The 23,204-nt window shown below is 33.2% G+C and carries 23 protein-coding genes and 4 pseudogenes; 10 read left to right on the forward strand and 17 right to left on the reverse strand.

Going from position 1 to position 23,204, the window contains the following annotated elements; genetic code table 11:
* Positions 1 to 14 precede the first annotated feature (14 nt).
* The 5 genes from ABWU24_RS01595 to ABWU24_RS01615 form a co-directional block, all read right to left on the reverse strand.
* Positions 15 to 665, reverse strand: a complete 651-nt coding sequence (locus ABWU24_RS01595; RefSeq protein WP_015588439.1) for a VirB8/TrbF family protein — start codon at positions 663 to 665, stop codon at positions 15 to 17.
* A gap of 29 nt (positions 666 to 694) precedes the next feature.
* Complete coding sequence (locus ABWU24_RS01600) at positions 695 to 1,489, reverse strand: hypothetical protein (protein WP_353274333.1); 795 nt, start codon at positions 1,487 to 1,489, stop codon at positions 695 to 697.
* 36 nt (positions 1,490 to 1,525) lie between these two features.
* Positions 1,526 to 2,377 carry a DNA polymerase III, delta' subunit gene (locus tag ABWU24_RS01605; RefSeq protein ID WP_015588437.1) on the reverse strand — a complete coding sequence of 284 codons (852 nt, stop codon included), beginning with the start codon at positions 2,375 to 2,377 and terminating at the stop codon, positions 1,526 to 1,528.
* A gap of 17 nt (positions 2,378 to 2,394) precedes the next feature.
* Positions 2,395 to 2,982: an L-threonylcarbamoyladenylate synthase gene (locus ABWU24_RS01610; protein WP_015588436.1), complete on the reverse strand. Its 588-nt coding sequence runs from the start codon at positions 2,980 to 2,982 to the stop codon at positions 2,395 to 2,397.
* Positions 2,983 to 3,129: 147 nt separating this feature from the next.
* The gene (locus ABWU24_RS01615; RefSeq protein ID WP_015588435.1) at positions 3,130 to 3,600 is read right to left on the reverse strand and encodes a hypothetical protein; all 471 of its coding nucleotides are present in this window, start codon (positions 3,598 to 3,600) and stop codon (positions 3,130 to 3,132) included.
* Between the two features lie 75 nt (positions 3,601 to 3,675).
* On the opposite strand from ABWU24_RS01615, the gene miaA reads away from it, so the two are divergent.
* The gene (gene miaA / locus ABWU24_RS01620) at positions 3,676 to 4,569 is read left to right on the forward strand and encodes a tRNA (adenosine(37)-N6)-dimethylallyltransferase MiaA (protein WP_015588434.1); all 894 of its coding nucleotides are present in this window, start codon (positions 3,676 to 3,678) and stop codon (positions 4,567 to 4,569) included.
* A gap of 358 nt (positions 4,570 to 4,927) precedes the next feature.
* Here miaA and ABWU24_RS01625 read toward each other — a convergent pair whose 3' ends face one another.
* The 5 genes from ABWU24_RS01625 to ABWU24_RS01645 form a co-directional block, all read right to left on the reverse strand.
* Positions 4,928 to 6,490 (reverse strand): Mur ligase family protein, encoded by a 1,563-nt coding sequence (locus ABWU24_RS01625; protein ID WP_341816081.1) that lies wholly within the window; start codon positions 6,488 to 6,490, stop codon positions 4,928 to 4,930.
* A complete protein-coding gene (gene metC / locus ABWU24_RS01630) occupies positions 6,459 to 7,691 on the reverse strand; it encodes a cystathionine beta-lyase (protein WP_353274335.1) in 1,233 nt (410 codons plus the stop codon). The genes ABWU24_RS01625 and metC overlap by 32 nt, the downstream gene beginning before the upstream one ends.
* A gap of 7 nt (positions 7,692 to 7,698) precedes the next feature.
* On the reverse strand, positions 7,699 to 7,983 hold the full coding sequence (locus ABWU24_RS01635; RefSeq protein ID WP_015588431.1) for a BolA family protein: 285 nt from the start codon (positions 7,981 to 7,983) through the stop codon (positions 7,699 to 7,701).
* A gap of 95 nt (positions 7,984 to 8,078) precedes the next feature.
* Positions 8,079 to 9,989: a molecular chaperone DnaK gene (gene dnaK, locus ABWU24_RS01640; protein WP_341815848.1), complete on the reverse strand. Its 1,911-nt coding sequence runs from the start codon at positions 9,987 to 9,989 to the stop codon at positions 8,079 to 8,081.
* A 73-nt stretch (positions 9,990 to 10,062) separates the two neighbouring features.
* Positions 10,063 to 11,820 carry an Rne/Rng family ribonuclease gene (locus ABWU24_RS01645; RefSeq protein WP_015588429.1) on the reverse strand — a complete coding sequence of 586 codons (1,758 nt, stop codon included), beginning with the start codon at positions 11,818 to 11,820 and terminating at the stop codon, positions 10,063 to 10,065.
* A gap of 149 nt (positions 11,821 to 11,969) precedes the next feature.
* Between ABWU24_RS01645 and rpmG the strand changes: the two genes are divergently transcribed.
* Together rpmG and ABWU24_RS01655 are read left to right on the forward strand one after the other, a co-directional pair.
* A complete protein-coding gene (rpmG, locus tag ABWU24_RS01650; protein ID WP_012481745.1) occupies positions 11,970 to 12,170 on the forward strand; it encodes a 50S ribosomal protein L33 in 201 nt (66 codons plus the stop codon).
* A gap of 231 nt (positions 12,171 to 12,401) precedes the next feature.
* Positions 12,402 to 13,059, forward strand: a pseudogene (locus tag ABWU24_RS01655) (IS6 family transposase).
* An 87-nt stretch (positions 13,060 to 13,146) separates the two neighbouring features.
* On the opposite strand, the gene ubiB reads toward ABWU24_RS01655, so the two are convergent.
* Together ubiB and ABWU24_RS01665 are read right to left on the reverse strand one after the other, a co-directional pair.
* Positions 13,147 to 14,568 (reverse strand): 2-polyprenylphenol 6-hydroxylase, encoded by a 1,422-nt coding sequence (ubiB, locus tag ABWU24_RS01660; protein WP_015588428.1) that lies wholly within the window; start codon positions 14,566 to 14,568, stop codon positions 13,147 to 13,149.
* Complete coding sequence (locus tag ABWU24_RS01665) at positions 14,565 to 15,296, reverse strand: metal ABC transporter ATP-binding protein (protein WP_015588427.1); 732 nt, start codon at positions 15,294 to 15,296, stop codon at positions 14,565 to 14,567. Before ABWU24_RS01665 ends, ubiB begins: the two co-directional genes overlap by 4 nt.
* Here ABWU24_RS01665 and ABWU24_RS01670 point away from each other — a divergent pair.
* Together ABWU24_RS01670 and ABWU24_RS01675 are read left to right on the forward strand one after the other, a co-directional pair.
* Positions 15,288 to 16,163, forward strand: a complete 876-nt coding sequence (locus ABWU24_RS01670; protein ID WP_015588426.1) for a zinc ABC transporter substrate-binding protein — start codon at positions 15,288 to 15,290, stop codon at positions 16,161 to 16,163. The genes ABWU24_RS01665 and ABWU24_RS01670 overlap by 9 nt on opposite strands.
* Before the next feature lie 76 nt (positions 16,164 to 16,239).
* A pseudogene (locus tag ABWU24_RS01675) lies at positions 16,240 to 16,897 on the forward strand (IS6 family transposase).
* 232 nt (positions 16,898 to 17,129) lie between these two features.
* Here ABWU24_RS01675 and ABWU24_RS01680 read toward each other — a convergent pair.
* Entirely contained in the window at positions 17,130 to 18,059 is a 930-nt protein-coding gene (locus ABWU24_RS01680; protein ID WP_015588425.1) for an AEC family transporter, read from the reverse strand.
* A 291-nt stretch (positions 18,060 to 18,350) separates the two neighbouring features.
* A complete protein-coding gene (locus ABWU24_RS01685; protein ID WP_015588424.1) occupies positions 18,351 to 18,869 on the reverse strand; it encodes a GNAT family N-acetyltransferase in 519 nt (172 codons plus the stop codon).
* Between the two features lie 16 nt (positions 18,870 to 18,885).
* Between ABWU24_RS01685 and ABWU24_RS01690 the strand changes: the two genes are divergently transcribed.
* Both ABWU24_RS01690 and ABWU24_RS01695 read left to right on the forward strand, forming a co-directional pair.
* A complete protein-coding gene (locus ABWU24_RS01690; protein WP_410541815.1) occupies positions 18,886 to 19,140 on the forward strand; it encodes an MFS transporter in 255 nt (84 codons plus the stop codon).
* Between the two features lie 73 nt (positions 19,141 to 19,213).
* Positions 19,214 to 19,490, forward strand: a pseudogene (locus ABWU24_RS01695) (IS6 family transposase); the annotation flags it as partial.
* Here ABWU24_RS01695 and ABWU24_RS07805 read toward each other — a convergent pair.
* Positions 19,445 to 19,612 (reverse strand): hypothetical protein, encoded by a 168-nt coding sequence (locus ABWU24_RS07805; RefSeq protein WP_410542173.1) that lies wholly within the window; start codon positions 19,610 to 19,612, stop codon positions 19,445 to 19,447. The pseudogene ABWU24_RS01695 and the gene ABWU24_RS07805 overlap by 46 nt on opposite strands.
* On the opposite strand from ABWU24_RS07805, the gene ABWU24_RS01700 reads away from it, so the two are divergent.
* Positions 19,606 to 20,572, forward strand: a protein-coding gene (locus tag ABWU24_RS01700) for an IS630 family transposase (RefSeq protein WP_353274337.1) whose coding sequence is annotated in 2 segments (ribosomal slippage) — positions 19,606 to 20,115 and positions 20,117 to 20,572 — 966 coding nt in all. Because the reading frame shifts where the segments join, the coding sequence is not laid out codon by codon here. The two genes, ABWU24_RS07805 and ABWU24_RS01700, sit on opposite strands and share 7 nt — an antisense overlap.
* On the opposite strand, the gene ABWU24_RS01705 is transcribed toward ABWU24_RS01700, so the two are convergent.
* Positions 20,519 to 20,641 carry a hypothetical protein gene (locus ABWU24_RS01705; RefSeq protein ID WP_353274339.1) on the reverse strand — a complete coding sequence of 41 codons (123 nt, stop codon included), beginning with the start codon at positions 20,639 to 20,641 and terminating at the stop codon, positions 20,519 to 20,521. The two genes, ABWU24_RS01700 and ABWU24_RS01705, sit on opposite strands and share 54 nt — an antisense overlap.
* On the opposite strand from ABWU24_RS01705, the gene ABWU24_RS01710 reads away from it, so the two are divergent.
* Positions 20,635 to 21,640 (forward strand): IS630 family transposase gene (locus ABWU24_RS01710; protein WP_353274341.1). Its coding sequence is split into 2 segments (ribosomal slippage): positions 20,635 to 21,144 and positions 21,146 to 21,640, totalling 1,005 coding nucleotides; the frame shifts between segments, so codons are not numbered across the junction. The genes ABWU24_RS01705 and ABWU24_RS01710 overlap by 7 nt on opposite strands.
* A gap of 79 nt (positions 21,641 to 21,719) precedes the next feature.
* Here ABWU24_RS01710 and ABWU24_RS01715 read toward each other — a convergent pair.
* Positions 21,720 to 22,725 (reverse strand): IS630 family transposase gene (locus tag ABWU24_RS01715; protein WP_353274341.1). Its coding sequence is split into 2 segments (ribosomal slippage): positions 21,720 to 22,214 and positions 22,216 to 22,725, totalling 1,005 coding nucleotides; the frame shifts between segments, so codons are not numbered across the junction.
* Positions 22,726 to 22,808: 83 nt separating this feature from the next.
* On the opposite strand from ABWU24_RS01715, the pseudogene ABWU24_RS01720 reads away from it, so the two are divergent.
* Positions 22,809 to 23,106, forward strand: a pseudogene (locus ABWU24_RS01720) (DDE-type integrase/transposase/recombinase); the annotation flags it as partial.
* Positions 23,107 to 23,204 lie beyond the last annotated feature (98 nt).

Below are 23,204 nucleotides of genomic sequence, written 5' to 3' on the forward strand. Positions count from 1 at the left end.
TTTTTTAAATGTAATCACCTGTATTTATAGCCGTTAACAATAAATTTAAATGGTATTATACCAGTTAGAGTTGCTTTCATGTTTGATAAAGTAAAGCTAACCTCCACAGCATAGTCTTTCATTTTCTTATTTTGCTCAGCTGCAAAAAGTACAGTGGCATTTCCAGCAAATGTAACTAAGTCCTTGATCGATCGGTCAATAGATAGTGTTGTTACGTTTGTGTTGGTAATTTTTCTTGTGGATGAAACAGCTTCATTGTTTACTTTTTCCTGAAAGTCTTGATAGATTTTATATATAGAATTGTTTTTTATAAAATTTTCTTGATACTTTGATTCAACGATCTGAGAGGACTCGTATGCTTCAACGTATTGACTTACCAAGTACCTTGCTATGGAAGTGTATTCATCTTCTTTTTCACTAAAACTAAGTTTATGTATTGTAGAAAACTCATCTTCTGTGTGGTTCGTGTACTTCACAAAATTTAAATCTTTTTTAACAGGAAGTAATAGGTATATGTTTAGTAATGATAAAAATAAACATACTAAGAGAAGTAACGCTATTAACGCCATCCAAGATCTTTCTACAACGCAGAACAGGTATCTGTGGCAATACCATTCTACTGCTTTCCTGAAATAACTTTTGTTTTTTACTGATTCAACTTCCATAACCTAATTATAATAACTCTAAAAAAACTTTAAAATATGTCTAAATTTTCCAAAAAAGGATGAATGACTATATCACCTTGTTCCGCAATAAGGTAGAATTTGTCGATTTTGCTCACATCTAAATTTATCATTTTTACACTGAAGCTTTCAGGATCATAAGTATTACTTTCTGCACTTTTGTGATAATTATAGTAGTGTAATTTATTTTGATCATCAAAATAACCAAATTCATCAGCAAGGGTTCCCACTTTTCTGCCTTTACCGTCTCTGACTAGCTCAAATAGATCAATTACATGATTTTCAGATCCAGGCTCAATAAGACCTCCTACAGCAAAAAATTTAGGTGCATGACCAACATACTCCTTAAATTTTAGATTATTAGTCTTTTTTACACTACCAAAATCCACGAATTTATATTCATCTGAAAGATCAGAATATTGTGGATCATACTTTTTATATTCAAAAAACTCATTACCCAAAAAATTACAAAACGTTAGTTTATAGTCATCATGATTGAGTTTAATAACTTTAAGATAATGAAAATCTCTAGGAATCTTTACTTCCTCTTCCGTAATATGATTACGTACAACAAGCTCATCATTGAGCATATAATAGCCAATTTTTGGCAAAGTAGCTATATTGATTGACTTGTTTAGCTTAAAATTTGCTTCATAAATGCCACTTGATAGCTCCTTTCCTTTTTCTAGAGTTACGTCTTGATCTGAAGCTATATTCTTAATTAAGCTTAATTCTTTCTGCATGTTCAATATGGCTTTCGTCAAAACTTCTATTGATTGCCATACAGTTAATTTACTATCATTCAAGTTATATACTTTCAGTATTAAATTAGCAGAATTTTATCATAAATTTATGTTAAAAGTATTACACTTTTGTGTCACGATATTAACTACATTAGCTAAAACATGTTTTTTATCTAAGCGAAATTGCTTTGCAGCAACGAAAAGTTCATCTATTTCTTTCCACTGACTTAGCAGAATTTCAACATTATTTACTTCTTTCTTTATACTTTCTAAAATGAAGGTTTGAATTATATGTGACGCTAGTTCTAGATCAATTTCACTATTAATTATTTTGCTAATTATATCAGAATCATTGAGATTACGGAAAAGCGTGTAAAAATACTTATGTGTTTCATAAGCACCACTGTTTATTGCATCTATTATTGCTCCTGGAGTTCCAGGGAATAAATTCATGGTTTCATTAAATATTTTATCGTCAAATTTACATTGAGATGCAACAACTTGCTTTGTTTCATCGTAAGTTAATGGAAGTAAATTCAGCTGAAAACACCTACACCGGATGGTGGTTTGTATATCATATGGTTTATGGCTAATTATAAGTATTTTAGAATTTTGTGGCGGCTCCTCTAATATTTTTAATATTGCATTTTTAGCATTATTAGTCATTGACTCTAAGCTATCTATTATAGCTATTTTATATTCTGATTGAATGGGACTTAAGTGCAAAAAGTTTTTCATTTCTCTCACCTTTTCCACTCCTATTGTATCACCTTCAACAATTCGTAAGTCTAATGCTACTTCATCATAATTTTTGACAAGAAACCAATTAGAAAAGGATTTTGCGAATGTCGCTTTTCCTATACCTTTTTTACCACAGACCAGCCAAGATTGAACAGATAAGTTGTTCATTATCCTTTTTTTTGCTTGGGTGTGGCCTATCACTTTTTTCATTCTTTCTCCTATAGATCTTAGCTTGAAAATGCGTTATTTATTGTTTGCAATGAAATTTTGCCTTTTCTTAAAACCTTAATCTTATCTCCAGTTAAGTCAATAATAGTAGATTCTATACCAGAAACTAATTCATCATCTTCAATTACTGCAGATAAGTGTTGCTTAATAGACTGAGGTATATCTCTTGCTTTGCATATACTTTTTTCTCCTGAAATGTTAATACTAGTTGCAACTACTGGAGTTTTCAGTTCATTTAATATTGAAATCGCAATAGGATGATCAGGAATTCTTATGCCTATACTATCTTTAAAGCACTCATTTGGTAATATACTGTTATCTTGAAGTGGTAAAATATAGGTCATTGGTCCAGGAGAAAAATAGTTTATTAAATCGATATACTCTTCCTTTACCTTTGCTATATTTATCAAACTATCAATATTACTAACAAATACAGAGAGCGGCTTGTTTTGAGAACGCTTTTTTATTCGATATATTTTTTCTATAGATTCCTTACCTAGCGCATTACAAGAAAGAGCATATACTGTCTCTGTTGGAAAGCATGCTAACAAATTATTTTTTATTGCATTTATTACTTCAAATACCATATAGCTAAAACTTATGTCTACAATAGCTCTGGGTTTACCGTTATCTCGCTATATGGTAGCAATTAAGATACCGAAATGGCTAGCGCGCATCTATTGCATACTTACAATAAATTTTATCAGCAACTGCTCACTTTTACAACAGATCTGCTACAACCCGAACTCCTCATTGATTTTATCGACTATCGTCTGTGGTGGATCATCTCCCCATCCTGAATATAAAATCTCTCCATAATCTGCAACATCTATAGAGCCAGTTCTGCTTTTTGCTAGAAACATCTCTCTTTTTTCTTTATCAACTAATACATAGTGCCAAGCTGACCTTCCACGGTCTTTACCACGGACTAAGTATATGAGATCTGATCTACTTCTTCTTGTTGCATCAGCAAAGGATCTTTCATTGATAGTTCTGCTTTTACTCTTTATGCCGCCACTTTCAGAAAAAGCTTCCTTGGCTTCAGCTTTTTTGTTTGCCAATTCAGAAATTTTTCCTTTTGCTCCTAGTGCATGTTCTTTGGTATTTTGAGATGAATACTTACTGGAAAAACCTCCTCTTGTCTCATTAGAAGTCCTATTTGTAAAACGCTTAGTAAATGAGTTATCGTTATCATTTTCTGCCATAAAAGTCTCCAAATTTTAGATTGTAGAATCCAAATTTTTACTACACCCTATCATAGGTTAGTTAAATTAATATAAATGAAAGATAATATAGTAATTATTACAGGAATTACAGCCTCAGGTAAATCAGAATTATGCGATAACTTGATAAAAAAGTATAAAAACATTAGCATAATAAACTGTGACTCAAAGCAGGTATACAAAGAGATTCCCGTAATTACCGCTCAACCACCAAAGCAGAAAGAATTTTATAGGCTATACGGTTATGTTTCAGCAAGAGAAAATTATTCCGTAGGTTTATGGCTAGAGGATTTAAAGAGGGAAGTTAACAACGCGCTGAAAAATTCACGAATACCCATCATCACTGGAGGAAGTGGGCTTTACATTAGCAGCTTAATCAAGGGATTATCATCGATTCCACAAATAAGCCAGGAAGTGAGAGAAAACGTAAATGAACTTAGGAAAAATTTAAGTAAAGAGGAATTCTACAAATTAGTGCTAAGCAAAGATCCAAGGATTCAAGGTAAAATATTTATTAATGACTCACATCGCCTCTCAAGAGCACTTGAAGTTATCACTGAAACTGGCAAGACAATCTTTGTATGGCAAGAAAATAGACAGCCTCCTTTGTTCAATAATTTTAAGGTATATACAATTCTACCTAAACGTGAGGGTATATACCGAAAAATAAATTCTCGTTTTATTGAAATGGTTGAAAATGGAGCAATTGATGAAGTAAAAAACCTACTTAGCATGAACCCATCTCCACATTTGCCAGCTATGAAAGCACATGGAGTACCAGAAATTATAAGATACTTAAAAGGGGAGATTACTTTAGACGAAGCAATACAGATTGCTCAAACAAACACAAGACACTACGCAAAACGCCAGTACACTTGGTTTAAAAACCAGTTCCCAAGTTCTGAAGTAATTGACTGTGCAAGCAAATTGACAGAATTTGGAATATTTTGATTATTATGTATTATATTGCTATGCCTATGCAAACTTTTCTTGATAGTATTAAACTTTTTTCTTAAAGAACTTTCATCATTGCCTAAATTGTGATTATTAAATTCTTTGTAAAAATATTCTTACTTATGAAGCGCTACTATACCTGTAAGAGCCTTTATCACTAAATGAACTATATCACGCAATATTTCATCCTCAATTTTTCTATATTCTCTCACTAATCTTGTAACCACAATCTCCACTTTCATATCCTTGTATAGCTCTTCTCATAATAGTAGGAACAAGATAAGATAGTGATTTAGTGTAATAAGAAGGTAAAAATGCCAGCAGCGTACAGTTATGACTTAAGGAAAAAAGCCATTCAGGCGTTGGATGAAGGAAAGAGCAAAACAGCAGTAGCAAATTTTTGGCCCTCTCTAATAACTTCAACATCACTAAATTCAAGGGCTTGGCCTTCTATTATTTGGAACCTTTCATGTCCTTTTCCTGCAACTAGCAGAATCATATTTTCATCATGTGCTATATTTATACCTTTCTCTATAGCTTTTTTTCTATCTCCTATCTCCAGTGCATCAAGGCAATGTAACAAAATATCGTGACGAATTTTCCCCGGATCTTCATCACGCGGATTGTCATCTGTGACTATAACTTTACCTGCAAGCATTTGTGCTATTTTACCCATCTCTGCACGTTTTGTTTGATCACGATTCCCGCCACAACCGAACACTAGAACTATCTTTTTATTGAAGTGCCATTTTAAAGACAACAGAGCTTGTTTGAGTGCACTTGGAGTATGAGCGTAATCGACAAATGCAAAAGTGTTCACTTTTTCCATTCTTCCAGGTGGAGAAGCGAGTTTATCTATACACATTCTTTGATAGTCCATACCAGATGAAATAACTATACCGATTGCACACAACAAATTATATGCTTGAAATCGCCCAAAAATCGGAAAAAATGCGTTATAAATTTCATCACCGATTTGAATTGTCAGGTATTGACCATTGGCAGTGGGTATCTGCTTTAATAAAGTAATGTCAGAGTTTTTTTTTCCATAGGTTATAACTTTGTTGCCACGCTTTTCAGCTATGTTGAGCAACTCTCCATATTCGCCTATATCTGCATTTAAAATCGCTGTTTTTTCTTTTGGCAATACCTCATCAAACAACCTTTTCTTGGCCTCAAAATACTCATCGATACTTTTGTGATAGTCCAAATGATCTTGAGAGAAATTAGTAAAAGCTGCAGCATTGAGCCTGAGTCCATGGATTCTATATTGATCGATTCCATGGCTTGAAGCTTCTAATGCTAAGTGTTCTACGTTCTTATTATTTATGTCACGCAATGTGGAATAAAGATCATCTGCACTTGGCGTTGTAAGGCTATTATCTTTTCTATTATTATTGACACATGTTCCCAGTGTTCCTATAGACGCTGCATTATCTTGCCAAATCTGGCGACAAAATTCCACCACTGAAGTTTTACCATTCGTACCAGTTACAGCAGCAACATATTTAGGTTGTTTGAATTGATAAAACCTGCTGACTATTTCACTGTATATTCCTTGAGGGTCCGAGTGGTAAAGCACTGCAAAACTTGGAGTACTTGTCATTCCAGTGCTTGACACTGGAATCCAGTTTTCATTATACAATTGTCTAGTATGCTTGTTTACAATTAAATTTTCTGGATCCCAGTGTCTGAGCACTGGGATGACATCTTTCTTGGCCCCTTGTATCACAACGTCTACACAGTTGTGTACACATCCAGTAGGAAGACATGTTGCGTGTTCTTTACTCCTTTCTGATATACAAACAAAAAGGTAACCTTCTTTAACTCTCTTAGGATTACATGTGACGCCTTTGATTTCAATATCAAAGTCAGCATTTACAATGTTATGCAGTAGCTCTTTCAGTCTCACAATCATCTTTAACACTTGAACATGGCAGTCTTATTAATGCAGTATTCAAGTCAAAAATCAAATCTTCAGGATCTTCTAGTCCGCAAAATATTCGCACAAAACTTCCACCATAATCTGAATTCATTACAGATCTTGACATAGATCTATGGTCTATTGGTAATATCAAACTGTCACATCCTCCCCAAGAAGCACCGATGCCGAAAACTTTCATGTGATCAACCATGCAGCTTAGTTCCTCACATGAATATTCTCTATCTAGTACTATACTAAATACACTACTTGCCCCTTTGAAATAACTTTTCCATAATTCATGTTGAGGGTGGGAGGGAAGTGCTGGATACAAAACTCTTTTGATTTTTGGATGTTTTTCCAGCCACTTTGCCACTTGCATTGCTGTACTTTGATGCTTCCTCATGCGTGTTTGCAGTGTTCTAAGTCCCCTGTGTGCAAGGTAACAGTCATGCGATTGAATGGTGACTCCATAATTTTTATAGCTCTCATAAAGCAATTTAAAAGTTTTACCTTCAGCAACCATAGCTCCCATCACTAAATCTGAGTGACCAGCTAGATACTTTGTCACCGCATATAGTGCAACATCAATTCCATAATCAAGCGGCTTAAACAACAAAGGAGTGGCCCATGAATTGTCACAAACGGTTACGATTCCACATTCTTTAGCAACTTTTACTATATGCTCTATATTTGAAATCTCAAACGTTATAGAACCAGGAGTCTCAATCATGATGAGTGAAGTATTACTCTGAACTAAATCAGTTATATCCTGTGTCGGATTATAAAAAGTTACTTCTACTCCTCTTTTTGGTAGTTCATTTTCGGCAAATCTCTTTAGTCTATAATAACTATTATCTTGTATCAAGACATGCGAACCTGCTTTAGTGAAAGTCAAAATAGCAAAAGTAAGTGCAAATAATCCAGAAGGGTAGATGAGTGCTTGCCCCCTACCCTCAATTTCAGCTAGTGCATTTGAAAAATAATGAACAGTAGGCGTACCAACATTACTATAGCTGTAATCCCTTGCAACACCATCATTGATCACATCATATATACTCTCCCCATTCGCTGCACTTAAGTAATCCTTGTAAGTAGGAAATAATATGGTAGAAGAATGATAAACTGGTGGGTTCATCGATCCTTTATAATCATTAAATTTTCTTCCTGCTTTAACTAATAAAGACTCTCCTCTCACGTTTCTACTATTTATTTTTTAAATTATATTCACTTTGCGTATATAAGTTAAGAGAAATCGCATGTACTCGTTCTATTTCACTCTTTAATAATTCATAGATCAATTTATGCCTCTTCAAAGAGCTCATTCCAGAAAAGTCGTTAGATATTAATACTAATTTGATATGTGAAGGTAGTGTCGAAGAAGAAGCAAAATAATGATCTACATGCTTTGCTGATTCATCGATAATATTAATATCAATTACACCTATTGAATCGCGTAATTTTTCTTCTATTGTCTTAATAATATCCACAATAGTTCCTTTAAGCAACAATACAGTATAGTCTTCCTCTTGTCATTCCAGCTTCAAATACTGAAATGACAAGAAGAGTGATACAGCAATCACAATTACTTATTTTCCTCTTTATTATCTATGTCTTGATAATCAGAATCTACTACTTTTTCTTCCTCATTATTTGTTGTGGATGAGCTTTCTCCACCTTGTTGTTGAGATTCCTTATACATAGCTTCTCCAAGTTTCATAGATAACTGAGAGAGGTTAGTAACTTTCTGTTGTATTGAATCAGCATCATCAATGTTGTCAGATTTACTTACTTCCTTTAGCTCATTAACTGCATTTTCAATAGCAGATTTATCTTCTGGAGAAATTTTATCACCATATTCTTTCAGAGATTTTTCTGTAGAATGGACTAAGCTATCCGCTTGATTCTTCACTTCAATAAACTTTTTGCGCTTTTCATCTTCTTGCGCTTTTTCTTCAGCTTCTTTTACCATGCGATTTATTTCATCATCAGATAGACCACCTGAAGACTGAATACGTATTTTTTGCTCTTTTCCAGTAGCTTTATCCTTTGCAGAAACATGCGCTATTCCATTTGCATCTATATCAAATGTCACCTCAATTTGAGGAACCCCGCGAGGAGCAGGTGGTATTCCTTCTAAACTAAACTGACCAAGCAGTTTATTATCAATCGCCAATTTTCTTTCACCTTGATGCACCTTAATTGTAACAGCTGTTTGGTTATCATCTGCAGTTGAAAATACCTGAGATTTTTTAGTAGGAATAGTAGTATTACGTTCAATAAGTGGAGTAAATACTCCCCCTAAAGTTTCAATACCAAGGGAAAGTGGAGTTACATCAAGTAGTAACACATCTCTTACGTCACCTTGAATGATCCCTGCTTGTATTGCAGCTCCAATTGCTACAACTTCATCAGGGTTAACCCCTCTGTGTGGATCTTTGCCAAAGAATTCTTTAACTTTCTCTATGACTTTTGGCATACGAGTCATGCCACCAACAAGAACTACTTCACCAATTTGACTAGCAGACAAACCAGCATCTTCAAGAGCTTTTTTGCAAGGAATTATAGTCCTTTCAATCAAATCATTCACTAAACTTTCAAGCTTTGCTCTTGTTAGCTTCATATTTAAGTGTTTTGGGCCACTTGCATCAGCTGTAACAAACGGTAGATTTACTTCTGTTTCCATTGCACTTGACAATTCTACCTTTGCTTTTTCTGCAGCTTCTTTGATTCTTTGCATAGCCATTGGATCGTTTTTCAAATCAATGCCATTACTTTTCTTGAATTCACCCAGTAAATAATTTACTACTGCATTATCGAAGTCTTCCCCTCCAAGGTGAGTATCACCATTTGTAGCCTTTACTTCAAAAACTCCGTCACCTATTTCAAGAACTGAAATATCAAATGTACCACCACCAAGATCATACACTACTATTGTGTGTCCGTGCTTTTTATCAAGACCATAAGCAAGTGCTGCAGCAGTTGGTTCGTTAATTATTCTGAGGACATTTAATCCAGCAATTTTTCCTGCATCTTTTGTTGCTTGACGTTGAGAATCATTGAAGTACGCCGGCACTGTTATCACAGCATCTTTTACTTCCTCCCCAAGATAAGCCTCAGCTGCTTCTTTCAGATTTTGTAGTATAAATGCACCAATTTGACTAGGAGAGTATTCTTTACTATCAGTTGTTTTAACCCATGCATCCCCATTTTTTGCTGCAAACACTTTATATGGAGCTTGTAGATTTTTCATTTCAGGATCACTATATTGGCGACCTATCAATCTCTTAGTTGCAAAAAAAGTATTACTTGCATTGGTAGTTGCTTGCCTTTTTGCTGGAGCGCCAATCAACCTTTCTCCAGATGAAGTAAATGCAACTATAGATGGAGTAGTTCTTGCTCCTTCTTTATTCTCGATTACTTTTGCATCCTTGCCTTGCATTATTGCAACACAAGAATTTGTTGTTCCAAGATCTATACCTATTGCTCTTCCCATAATGAATACTCCCTTTTAAATATTATCTGATGTAAAATATATAAGTATAAAACTCGTTAATTACAAGTCCCGTTTAGTTGTTAGAGCTCAAAAGGCGCGAAAGCCATTTAGTTAACCAAAAGTTGCCCGGTAGTTTATCTGAACTACCAGCTTCTTTATCCCTGCTATTCACAATTTGACATCCAGAATTCTGCAATGGCTTATAATCATTAAAATTAACATGATCTCCTTGCTTTAAAATAAATGTATCTGCATCTAAACTATTATCAATACTAACATTTAATGTAATATTGAACTCTTTTTCGATTGTAGAAACCATATCACGCTTATTATTAAAAATGTGCGCTATAACTGCACTGCGTGCTATTAAATCAAAGGACTTATTTTGATTTTTATTAGCAATATGTTGCAAATCCCTTAGTATCGATGCAACAACCACTTCGTTTGATTTCACTCTTCCAATACCTTTACAGCGCAAACACTCTGTAGTATTAATTTCCTGTATATTTGGTTTAATTCTTTGTCTTGAAAAGACCATTAAACCAAAGTCATTGATAAAGCTAAATTGAACTTTAGCTCTATCATCTTTAAACGCCTGCTTGATAGCAAATTCAACATTTTTGCAATACTCAAGTTTCAACATGTCAATAAAATCAACAACTATTAACCCTGATAAGCCCCTGAGATTCGCTTGCCTTGATATTTCAGATAATGCCTCCATATTAGTTCTATAAGCTGTTTCTTCTATGTTATCTTCTCCTGTCATTTTTCCTGAATTTACGTCTATTGAAACAAATGCCTCAGTTAAGGTTATCACCAAAGACCCACCAGATGGTAATTCTACTCTATTGCTATATAATTCAGAAATTTGATCTTCGACTCGATAGTAAGTAAAGATTGGAACAGAGCCTCTATATAACCTAGGACGTAATTTTCCTTGTAACACATTTTTAGTGTATTTTCTTACCGCTTCACAAACTTCTCTATCAGATACTATAATTTCTGTATCATTACTACAAAAGTCACGTACAGATCTCATAACTACATCTGCTTCGTTGTAAATTAATGATGGAACATTTAAAGAAGAGAAGTTTTGCTGGATATTTTGCCATAATAAGGTCAAATTATTGTAATCTTGCTCAATTTCTTTCTTACTTTTTCCTGCACCAACAGTTCTTACTATTAAACCTGAACTTTTTGGTAAATTTATTGAATCTAATATATCCTTTAACTGTTTTCTAACGTTGGTATCTTCAATTCTGCGAGATACTCCACCCCTACTTATGGAATTGGGCATGAAAACACAGTATCTACCGACCAAAGTTACGTATGTTGTAAATGAAGCTCCTTTATTTCCTCGTTCTTCTTTAGTTAATTGAACCAATAACTTTTGATTTACTGAAATCACATCTTGTAACTTATATTTTCTATGTAAAGGTACCTCCCTCACAAAACCACTGCTGGATTCATTACTAGCTGTAGAATCTAGGCCTTCTTCTGTGCAATTATCATTTGAACAGTCCACACCACTCGAATAGCCTTCGTCAGGGAAAATTTCCTTCTCTTTTTCTGGAATATTAAAGTAATTTAGAGATATCTCAGAAAAAGACAAAAAACCTTGCTTATTTTTTCCATACTCAATGAACACGGCCTGCAAAGCAGGCTCTATACGCTTTATATAAGCAACGTATATATTACCTCTTAATTGTCTTTTTTCCTTGAATTCTTGTTCAAACTCTACAACCCTATCATTAACTAGTAGGGCAACCCTTACCTCGTTAGAACAGGTAGTACTTTCTATCAACAATAACCTTTTGCCATCACTTGCCACTTATTTACCGTCTGCTTTTCATTCTGAAATGTTCTTATACTACTTAATACATTATTGATTGTCAAGAATTTTGCGATCTGCATTATTGGGTTGACTTTTAGTGTTTTGCGTAATAAACTTGCATAGAGTTTATTATATCACTAACAATTATGGCGAAAAAAAATGCTTCTTTGCTTGTCAAGCTGGTTAGCACTGCAACTAAAACAACAAAAACTGGAGAAGAGAAACTAACAGGCTATTTTTGTGTAAAAAAACGTAATCCTAAGAACCTTCCCAAGAAGCTCGAGTTTAGGAAGTATGACCCAGTGGTCAGAAGACACGTATTATTTAAAGAAGAAAAATTAAAGTAAGTTTATCGTTATATACAATTTATAACCAAGTTATACTATAACGATAGAGCTAAACAGTATAAGATAAAAGTACAAAACACAGAAAATACTTTGAAGATTAGCTAGCCTAAAGTGCATATGTTAGTAGATCAAAATCGAAGGGTTTTCCCTAGAATACTTGCTCAACGGTTCTGTCGCATTTGTAGGGAAGTAGAAAGAAGAATGATATAATTGTCTAAAAATAAAGCAAAGATGTTTCGTATCAATCAAAAATTATTGCCATATTTCAAAGGATTTAGCTTTTCAGCGATGTTATCTGTATACATGAAATGTCGATTCTCTTTGAGCTATCGAGATTTGGAAGAAATTATGAGTATAAGGGGAGCAAAAATTGACCATGCTACGTTACAAAGTGGTTTATCACCACTGATAGATTAGGCAGTAAGGAAAAGAAAGAAGCAGGTTGGTAGTAGTTGGAGAGACCTACATTAAATTAAACGGTAAATGGGTTTATTTATATAGAGCACTATTGGTAATACTGTAGACTTCCTCTTGTGTGTTAGTAGAGACAAGTCTGCAGCACTTGCATTCTTTCGTAAAGCCTTCAGGAGTAACTATCTTCCTGAGAAAATTGTCATTGATAAAAGCGGCAGTAATACTGCTGCTCTTGATGATTTGAATGCAGAAATTTCTGAAGATTACAGTTCTTCAAATAAAATATCTAAATAATATTGTTGATAGGTTTATCAAGAAGCGAATAAAGCCTATGCTTAGTTTTAAAAATTTTCATTCCGCAAAGATTGCTATTACAGGTATAGAAAATATTCGCATGATTCAGAAAAAACAAATTATCGGAGCTAATGACAATGTTTCTACTTTTGAGAATTTTGCTATGTTAATGGCTCTATAACTCCTATAATCTCAGCTTTAATGATCTTCTTTTCTATGGTTTATAGATGTGACAGAACCTGTAAACTTGCTTTTGTTATCTTTTAGTTCAAGTAATTAAAATTTTAACAATTAGAATTATAATTACAGACCACAATAAAAAATAGATTTTTCCATTTGATCTATTTTTCACTTGTAATTTTTTATCAGCTATTAGGTTTAATTTTTCTATAAGGGTAAATATTCCTTGGATTGCTTTTATGGGATAAGAACTTTTAATTTTTTCCCTATATCCTATTTTACTTTCATGTTGACTGCTTATCCATGTTTCAACTACTTTCCACATATTGATTTCTGGATAGACTTTCCTACATGTCCCTTCTAATAAAATCATAGTTTTCTGCAGTAATAATAATTGTGTTTGAACTTTCATATCAAAATCACCAGTTATTTTTAATAGCTGAGTAAGTAAGCGAGCAAATGAAATCTTTCGTATAGGCTGTCCAACAATGGGCTCACCTATTGCTCTGCAAGCTGTAATAAAATTTCTATGCTGTGATGGAACATAACCGGCTCTAAAGTGCATTTTTGCAACGTGATCATAATCCCGATTTAAAAAGCCTTTGAGTATCTCTATAACGTAATAGCATGTCTCACGATCTATTCTACCCATGATTCCACAATCCAGGGCAATAATATTGTTGTTACTATCAATCATTAGATTTCCTGGATGCATATCAGCATGAAAAAAGCAATCCCTATACACCTGATTACAAAACGATTCTATAAGATTGATAGCTATTTGCTTGCGGTTATTCAGCTTTTCAACTTCGTATATTGGTATAGCTTCCATCCATTCTAATGTTAAAACCTTTTTTGAAGTTCTACTCCAATCTATTTCAGGTACGTAGAAACCTCTGTCATGTTTAGTATTTTCCTTCAGTTCCGAAGAGTGGGCAGCCTCAAAGCGTAGATCTAACTCTAATCGGCAAATTTCAGCAAAAGTTTTGACTAATTCAACTGGCTTCAGCCTTTTTGATTGTTCACTAAATTTTTCTGCAATTTCTGCAAGCCAAGAAAGCATTTTTATATCCCTTGAGAAGGTTTTCTCAATATTTGGCCTTAAAACCTTTACAGCAACTTCCTTACCCGCAGTTGTAACTGCTCTATGCACTTGAGAAATTGATGCTGCTGCAATTGGCTTTTCAGAAAAGCTTGAAAAAATATCGCTTAATTTACAATTAAACTCACTTTCTATAGTTTTAACTGCTATTTTATACGAAAATGATGGCAATCTATCACATATCAATAGCAAGTTATTTGTTATATCCTCATTTAAAATATCAGTGCGTGATGAAATGGATTGCCCAAATTTAATGAACACCGGACCTAATCTTTCAAGAGCACGCTTTAGTTTATGACCTTGTATTTTATTTATTGATTTTTTTGATGGTGGAAGTAAATAAGGTAACACATTGTAGCGTGTTAGCACTGTAGTTATTTGCAGAAGACGTAGAATATTTTGAATCATTTCGCTGCGTAACTGCCAAATATTTCATTTATCTCCATAATTTCATCAGGTTTACCTTGATAATAGATAGTATTATTTATGCAAATTATGTAATCTGAGGATGGTAGAGCAGAGTTAAGATCATGAGAAGTCATGAGAATTGACACTGATCGTTCTTTTGCGATTTTATTTATAATATCATAAAATTTAGCTCGTGCGTTAATATCCATTGCACTGACTGGCTCATCTAAAATGATCAAATCAGATTCTGAAATTAAACAGCGTGCAAGCAGCAGTAATTGTGTTTGTCCTGCAGAGATTTCTAATACTTGATTTTTTAGGATGTTACCGATACCAACCAATTCTATTGCTTCTGTAACAATGGGTTGATTTTTCTTCAATTTCTTCGAGGAGCTATTGAAAAGGAAAGACTCAACTGTTATTGGCATCAAATTACCAATACTAAAATTTTGTGGCATATAGCTAATTTTTATATTGTCAGCGAATACAATACTGCCAATAAAACCTTTATTTATACCAGCAACTGCTTTCACTAAAGAGGTTTTACCTCCGCCATTTGGACCAAGTATTGTAACTATATCTCCTCTTTGTACTGATATGTTGATATTATCAAGAACTTTTTTATTACCGTATGAAAGAGTAAGGTTTTCTATTTTTAGAATGCAGTTATTGACACTACTTAATTTTTTGTCAAAAATTGACTTCTTCTCAACACTTATATGAGACATTTACTGTTTTTTTTTCTATTACTTTCATTTACATTATACTACAATAGTGCCTTTTCATCCAATTTAAAAATTGTAGCTACAATCAAACCTATACACTCACTTGTAGCTTCTGTTACAGATGGAATTTCAAAGCCAGAACTACTAATGTACGAAGTAGTGTCTGAACATAACTACATGCTCAGGCCTTCAGACGCAAGTAAATTAGAATCTAGTAATATTATATTTTATACCGATGATTCTTTGGAAACATTCATTAAAACTTTCGCTAAAGAAAATAAGAAGTTAATACCGCTATCAAGTGCAATCGATCTACTTCCTGCTCGACCACATTCATTTTCTAGTCACATTCAAGATGAAAAAGATTTGCATATTTGGCTGAGTCCTGAAAATGCAAAAAGTATGATACTTTCTATCAGTGCAACATTATCTAATATAGATAAAGAAAATGCCTATCGATACAATACTAACGCAGAGGAGGCTATAAGAAAGATAGACCAAGAAGTAGAAAAAATTACGAAAGAATTGGATGAGTTAAAAAATCAAAAATACATAGTTACTCACGATGCTTATCAATATTTCGAAAAATATTTTGATTTAAGTTACCCAAGCGCCATTCTTTCTATAGAAGAGGATTCTTACATAGGTATGAAGAGTTTAATGAAATTAAAAAAGGTAATGAAAGAGGAAAACGTTAAATGTATTGTTTCTCATTCACGAGAGGATAGCATAAAGCCTAATGTCTTTTCTAGTGACGTAAAAATGGTGATTCTTGATCCTATTGGATCAGATGTAGAGCCTGGAAAGGATGCATATCTAGATATAATCAGCAGCATTGCACAAAATTTCAAGTCTTGTTTCACTGAGTAATGAGTTCTTTTGGTTCTGTCGCATTTGTAGAGAAGTAGAAAGAAGAATGATATAATTGTCTAAAAATAAAGCAAAGATGTTTCGTATCAATCAAAAATTATTGCCATATTTCAAAGGATTTAGCTTTTCAGCGATGTTATCTGTATACATGAAATGTCGATTCTCTTTGAGCTATCGAGATTTGGAAGAAATTATGAGTATAAGGGGAGCAAAAATTGACCATGCTACGTTACAAAGTGGTTTATTACCACTGATAGATTAGGCAGTAAGGAAAAGAAAGAAGCAGGTTGGTAGTAGTTGGAGAGACCTACATTAAATTAAACGGTAAATGGGTTTATTTATATAGAGCACTATTGGTAATACTGTAGACTTCCTCTTGTGTGTTAGTAGAGACAAGTCTGCAGCACTTGCATTCTTTCGTAAAGCCTTCAGGAGTAACTATCTTCCTGAGAAAATTGTCATTGATAAAAGCGGCAGTAATACTGCTGCTCTTGATGATTTGAATGCAGAAATTTCTGAAGATTACAGTTCTTCAAATAAAATATCTAAATAATATTGTTGATAGGTTTATCAAGAAGCGAATAAAGCCTATGCTTAGTTTTAAAAATTTTCATTCCGCAAAGATTACTATTACAGGTATAGAAAATATTCGCATGATTCAGAAAAAACAAATTATCGGAGCTAATGACAATGTTTCTACTTTTGAGAATTTTGCTATGTTAATGGCTCTATAACTCCTATAATCCCAGCTTTAATGATCTTCTTTTCTATGGTTTATAGATGCGACAGAACCGGAGATCTTACTGCTATTGACATTATTGCGAAAATTCTATCAATTGATAACTTCCTATTCTGTGTGAAAAAATAAGAAAGGAGAGGAAAAAAGGATTAGTTTCTTTTATGATTATCCAAGAAGTCTAGTCTAAATTCAAGTTTTGTGAATAGGCCTAGCGCTTAAATTTTTGATCAAAAAGGGACAAGTTTAGTAAAAAATAATGATATTATAAGTGGAACATAAAATAGTCCCACTGCAGTACTAATTAAGAGCAATAAAGTAGCTTTATCTGGTTGGTAATTTAAAATATTAGCAAGTATTATACTGGATCCAGAAATCGGAATAATAGCTAGTAACATCAGTGCTTTATAGATGCTTTCATCGTATATACCTGTAACATGCTTGTCTAGCAAGACAATTCCCAAAACAAATAACGGCCAGAATATGTACTTTGCTACAATAGTGGTCAAGGCAAGCTTCCAATCTACTTTAAAATTTGTAATTTGTGCAATACTTACTCCAAGCAGCACCATTCCTAATGTGATAAATGTACTTCTGATATTTATCATAACATCTGTCAAAAAAGTGGGTATTTGTATATCATATATACTTAAAAAGAAACCTAGAATCATTGCATATAATGAGGGAAGTTTGAGTAACTTTAATACGCATTCTTTTGCAGTATAGATACCATTTGCAGCTATATAAAATCCCAAGCTATTTTCAAATAGTGCCATTCCTATGTAACAGACAACATACACAGACACTGAATCTTCATCAAATAAAGCCATGGCAATCGGTAGACCAAAATAACCCATACTTGTGCTGCCCGAGCTAAACGCTAATATGTTTCTCGTGTTGTCCTTAAATAAAAAAGAAGAAAGATAATACACTGATAAGGACATAGTACTACCTATAAACCATATCAAAATCGGCAGAGAAATTACTTTTAAATTAACTTCTGTATGAGATACTCCGTATAAAATCACTATTGGATTAGCTATATAAAAGAGTATTTGAGATATAGTATTTCTATCAATTTTAAGATATCTTCCTGCTAAGTAACCAATAAGTATTGTAATGTAAATAGGTAATATTTTGAGGAAAAGAGTAAAGAACATACTAGCCTATTGTGATATCTTTGCTGATAAAGTGATATTAGATTTTAAGGTATTGTAAAAGTAAGTAAAATTTATTTTCCAATTAATCAAGTTCATAGTTAGTTAAAAAAGATTCACTGAGTGCCAAAATTTGTTCTTATATAGGACTTAATAATGATATTTTTATGATTAAATTATGTTAAGTTTGTATAAAGCTCCTTGTATATTTTTATAAACCACTTGTAGTAATTTAGGTAGATTGTTGAAAAAACACTCATCTTGAATGGTTCTCAGGAATTCTTGCCTTAATCATTAAAATCGCACTATTACTTTCCATAATTTTTTAAAGCCAACTTTTTCGTAAACACGGATTGCACAAACATTTGCTATACCTGGGTCGACAAAGGCATTCTCATAAACTTTAAAGACAAATTTGTTTAAAAATATATTCAAAGCTTGTGAACCAACTCCTTTACCTACATAATTCAGCTCTCCGATATACCAGTCTATAGCAGCACAACTTTCTGGAAGTTCTAAAGTGTTATAGACCTGTTCAGGTGGGAAATCATGTTTGTTGTAATATTGAATATAACCAATATCAACTCTATCACAATTAATAATGAATGCGTGCATCGGTTTTTCAATAATTTGTGTCTTAGATTTCAAACGTTTGAATCCTTTAACATAGTTGCTATATTTTTTCTCAATTAACTCTGGTGTCCAATTTATATCCGCATCCCACCACTTCTTTATATGGGACGTTTCTACCCATTTTAATAATAGTAAAAAATGTTCTTCTTTCAACGCTTTAAATGTGATATTTTTATTCATTAATTAAAGATTTTAAGTGTTACTACCGTTTTTATTAATTCTATCTCTAATTGCTAAGTTCATTGAAATTGATATTTCTGTACCTAGTTTTCCTGATATAGTACGCTATTTTAACGTACCGGAAGGCACAATTCAATTAACTATTGCTTATAATTTTTTAGGCATTTGCATAGGAGGGTTGTTTTTTGGTCCATTATCCGAATGTTATGGCAGAAGGAGAATTATGAGGCTTTGTTGCATCACTCAAGAGAAAAGAACTGGCAGTTACTGACAAACTTCGGTTCTGTCGCATTTGTAGGGAAGTAGAAAGAAGAATGATATAATTGTCTAAAAATAAAGCAAAGATGTTTCGTATCAATCAAAAATTATTGCCATATTTCAAAGGATTTAGCTTTTCAGCGATGTTATCTGTATACATGAAATGTCGATTCTCTTTGAGCTATCGAGATTTGGAAGAAATTATGAGTATAAGGGGAGCAAAAATTGACCATGCTACGTTACAAAGTGGTTTATCACCACTGATAGATTAGGCAGTAAGGAAAAGAAAGAAGCAGGTTGGTAGTAGTTGGAGAGACCTACATTAAATTAAACGGTAAATGGGTTTGTTTATATAGAGCACTATTGGTAATACTGTAGACTTCCTCTTGTGTGTTATACCAATTCCCACTATATAAAGAACAGATAGACAATAATGGGAAAGAAGTGATACTAAAGTAGATAAAATAGAGAGGTATAAATGGCATTAAGGTCAAAACTATTAGACGAAAAAGTTGTAAATTTGGCGAAAGAAATGTTAAAAAAGGTCAGAAATAACGCATATGTTTCAAAAAAGTTACAAGCGGTGATAGCAGGAAAAGAAAGTAGTATAAGCGCTGTGGCAAGAATATGTAAAATTTCAAGGACTGCTTTGACTGAATGGATAAAGCATCTAAAATTTGGTAGAGTAGAAAGATTATTTTCCCCGTCTCAGCGGCGAAGAAAAAGCAAATTAAACAAAAATCAACGTGAGCAAATTGAAATATGGGTAGAAAGAAATCCAAATATTACTATTAAGGAAGTGCAAATAAAAATCTCAGAGGAATTTGGCCTAAACATTAGCAAATCAACAGTGCATCGTGAGATACAAAGGATGAAGTTTTCTTACATAACACCGAGGCCAATTCACCATAAACAAGATAAAAACAAGCAAGAAGAGTTTAAAAAATACTTCAATAAAATAGTCAATTCCCACCCTGAAAAGGAGGTATTTTTTTGATGAATCACGATTTGGAACTCATTCAAAAATCGGACACGGATGGTTTAAAAAAGGGGTCAGAACACAGGTTAAAATGAAAATTGGTAGACAAAATTTCTATATCTACAGTGCGGTAAATCCAAGAAGTGGTAAGAAAATTAGCCTACTTGCTCCATATGTAAACACTGATTGTATGAATATATTTCTGGAGCAGATGTCGAAAGATTTAGGCACGAAAGAAGCCTTTCTTGTAATGGATTGTGCAAGTTGGCATAGATCAAAAAGTTTGAAAATTCAGGAAAACATTACCATCATATACTTGCCTCCTTATTCACCGGAACTGAATCCTGTTGAAAGGTTGTGGCAATATATCAAATACAATACTTTACGCAATAGTATCTACGATACCATAGGTTTACTTGAAGATGTTTTGTGTAATTTTATTGTCATACCAATTCCCACTATATAAAGAACAGATAGACAATAATGGGAAAGAAGTGATACTAAAGTAGATAAAATAGAGAGGTATAAATGGCATTAAGGTCAAAACTATTAGACGAAAAAGTTGTAAATTTGGCGAAAGAAATGTTAAAAAAGGTCAGAAATAACGCATATGTTTCAAAAAAGTTACAAGCGGTGATAGCAGGAAAAGAAAGTAGTATAAGCGCTGTGGCAAGAATATGTAAAATTTCAAGGACTGCTTTGACTGAATGGATAAAGCATCTAAAATTTGGTAGAGTAGAAAGATTATTTTCCCCGTCTCAGCGGCGAAGAAAAAGCAAATTAAACAAAAATCAACGTGAGCAAATTGAAATATGGGTAGAAAGAAATCCAAATATTACTATTAAGGAAGTGCAAATAAAAATCTCAGAGGAATTTGGCCTAAACATTAGCAAATCAACAGTGCACCGTGAGATACAAAGGATGAAGTTTTCTTACATAACACCGAGGCCAATTCACCATAAACAAGATAAAAACAAGCAAGAAGAGTTTAAAAAATACTTCAATAAAATAGTCAATTCCCACCCTGAAAAGGAGGTATTTTTTTGATGAATCACGATTTGGAACTCATTCAAAAATCGGACACGGATGGTTTAAAAAAGGGGTCAGAACACAGGTTAAAATGAAAATTGGTAGACAAAATTTCTATATCTACAGTGCGTTAAATCCAAGAAGTGGTAAGAAAATTAGCCTACTTGCTCCATATGTAAACACTGATTGTATGAATATATTTCTGGAGCAGATGTCGAAAGATTTAGGCACGAAAGAAGCCTTTCTTGTAATGGATTGTGCAAGTTGGCATAGATCAAAAAGTTTGAAAATTCAGGAAAACATTACCATCATATACTTGCCTCCTTATTCACCGGAACTGAATCCTGTTGAAAGGTTGTGGCAATATATCAAATACAATACTTTACGCAATAGTATCTACGATACCATAGGTTTACTTGAAGATGTTTTGTGTAATTTTATTGTCAATATTTCCAGTACTACTATTAAACGAGTTTGTAATGTTTCTTATTTGTTCGGTCAGTAATGGATTTTGGTATTACTCCTGAAGGCTTTACGAAAGAATGCAAGTGCTGCAGACTTGTCTCTACTAATACCAAAATCCATTACTGACCGAACAAATAAGAAACATTACAAACTCGTTTAATAGTAGTACTGGAAATATTGACAATAAAATTACACAAAACATCTTCAAGTAAACCTATGGTATCGTAGATACTATTGCGTAAAGTATTGTATTTGATATATTGCCACAACCTTTCAACAGGATTCAGTTCCGGTGAATAAGGAGGCAAGTATATGATGGTAATGTTTTCCTGAATTTTCAAACTTTTTGATCTATGCCAACTTGCACAATCCATTACAAGAAAGGCTTCTTTCGTGCCTAAATCTTTCGACATCTGCTCCAGAAATATATTCATACAATCAGTGTTTACATATGGAGCAAGTAGGCTAATTTTCTTACCACTTCTTGGATTTAACGCACTGTAGATATAGAAATTTTGTCTACCAATTTTCATTTTAACCTGTGTTCTGACCCCTTTTTTAAACCATCCGTGTCCGATTTTTGAATGAGTTCCAAATCGTGATTCATCAAAAAAATACCTCCTTTTCAGGGTGGGAATTGACTATTTTATTGAAGTATTTTTTAAACTCTTCTTGCTTGTTTTTATCTTGTTTATGGTGAATTGGCCTCGGTGTTATGTAAGAAAACTTCATCCTTTGTATCTCACGGTGCACTGTTGATTTGCTAATGTTTAGGCCAAATTCCTCTGAGATTTTTATTTGCACTTCCTTAATAGTAATATTTGGATTTCTTTCTACCCATATTTCAATTTGCTCACGTTGATTTTTGTTTAATTTGCTTTTTCTTCGCCGCTGAGACGGGGAAAATAATCTTTCTACTCTACCAAATTTTAGATGCTTTATCCATTCAGTCAAAGCAGTCCTTGAAATTTTACATATTCTTGCCACAGCGCTTATACTACTTTCTTTTCCTGCTATCACCGCTTGTAACTTTTTTGAAACATATGCGTTATTTCTGACCTTTTTTAACATTTCTTTCGCCAAATTTACAACTTTTTCGTCTAATAGTTTTGACCTTAATGCCATTTATACCTCTCTATTTTATCTACTTTAGTATCACTTCTTTCCCATTATTGTCTATCTGTTCTTTATATAGTGGGAATTGGTATAACTATCTTCCTGAGAAAATTGTCATTGATAAAAGCGGCAGTAATACTGCTGCTCTTGATGATTTGAATGCAGAAATTTCTGAAGATTACAGTTCTTCAAATAAAATATCTAAATAATATTGTTGATAGGTTTATCAAGAAGCGAATAAAGCCTATGCTTAGTTTTAAAAATTTTCATTCCGCAAAGATTACTATTACAGGTATAGAAAATATTCGCATGATTCAGAAAAAACAAATTATCGGAGCTAATGACAATGTTTCTACTTTTGAGAATTTTGCTATGTTAATGGCTCTATAACTCCTATAATCTCAGCTTTAATGATCTTCTTTTCTATGGTTTATAGATGCAACAGAACCGGAAAAAAACCCCTAAAAACTGGAAAAGAGAATAGGAAT

Source organism: Wolbachia endosymbiont (group B) of Hofmannophila pseudospretella (genome assembly GCF_964028515.1).
Classification (GTDB): Bacteria; Pseudomonadota; Alphaproteobacteria; order Rickettsiales; family Anaplasmataceae; genus Wolbachia.

What these genes read in the sequence shown, in the direction of transcription:
- ABWU24_RS01595 (WP_015588439.1), bottom strand. Translation starts at nt 665, where the DNA reads ATGGAAGTTGAATCAGTAAAAAACAAAAGTTATTTCAGGAAAGCAGTA.
- ABWU24_RS01605 (WP_015588437.1), bottom strand. Translation starts at nt 2,377, where the DNA reads ATGAAAAAAGTGATAGGCCACACCCAAGCAAAAAAAAGGATAATGAAC.
- ABWU24_RS01610 (WP_015588436.1), bottom strand. Translation starts at nt 2,982, where the DNA reads ATGGTATTTGAAGTAATAAATGCAATAAAAAATAATTTGTTAGCATGC.
- ABWU24_RS01615 (WP_015588435.1), bottom strand. Translation starts at nt 3,600, where the DNA reads ATGGCAGAAAATGATAACGATAACTCATTTACTAAGCGTTTTACAAAT.
- miaA (WP_015588434.1), top strand. Translation starts at nt 3,676, where the DNA reads ATGAAAGATAATATAGTAATTATTACAGGAATTACAGCCTCAGGTAAA.
- ABWU24_RS01625 (WP_341816081.1), bottom strand. Translation starts at nt 6,490, where the DNA reads ATGATTGTGAGACTGAAAGAGCTACTGCATAACATTGTAAATGCTGAC.
- dnaK (WP_341815848.1), bottom strand. Translation starts at nt 9,989, where the DNA reads ATGGGAAGAGCAATAGGTATAGATCTTGGAACAACAAATTCTTGTGTT.
- rpmG (WP_012481745.1), top strand. Translation starts at nt 11,970, where the DNA reads ATGGCGAAAAAAAATGCTTCTTTGCTTGTCAAGCTGGTTAGCACTGCA.
- ubiB (WP_015588428.1), bottom strand. Translation starts at nt 14,568, where the DNA reads ATGATTCAAAATATTCTACGTCTTCTGCAAATAACTACAGTGCTAACA.
- ABWU24_RS01670 (WP_015588426.1), top strand. Translation starts at nt 15,288, where the DNA reads ATGAGACATTTACTGTTTTTTTTTCTATTACTTTCATTTACATTATAC.
- ABWU24_RS01665 (WP_015588427.1), bottom strand. Translation starts at nt 15,296, where the DNA reads ATGTCTCATATAAGTGTTGAGAAGAAGTCAATTTTTGACAAAAAATTA.
- ABWU24_RS01680 (WP_015588425.1), bottom strand. Translation starts at nt 18,059, where the DNA reads ATGTTCTTTACTCTTTTCCTCAAAATATTACCTATTTACATTACAATA.
- ABWU24_RS01685 (WP_015588424.1), bottom strand. Translation starts at nt 18,869, where the DNA reads ATGAATAAAAATATCACATTTAAAGCGTTGAAAGAAGAACATTTTTTA.
- ABWU24_RS07805 (WP_410542173.1), bottom strand. Translation starts at nt 19,612, where the DNA reads ATGCCATTTATACCTCTCTATTTTATCTACTTTAGTATCACTTCTTTC.
- ABWU24_RS01705 (WP_353274339.1), bottom strand. Translation starts at nt 20,641, where the DNA reads ATGCCATTTATACCTCTCTATTTTATCTACTTTAGTATCACTTCTTTC.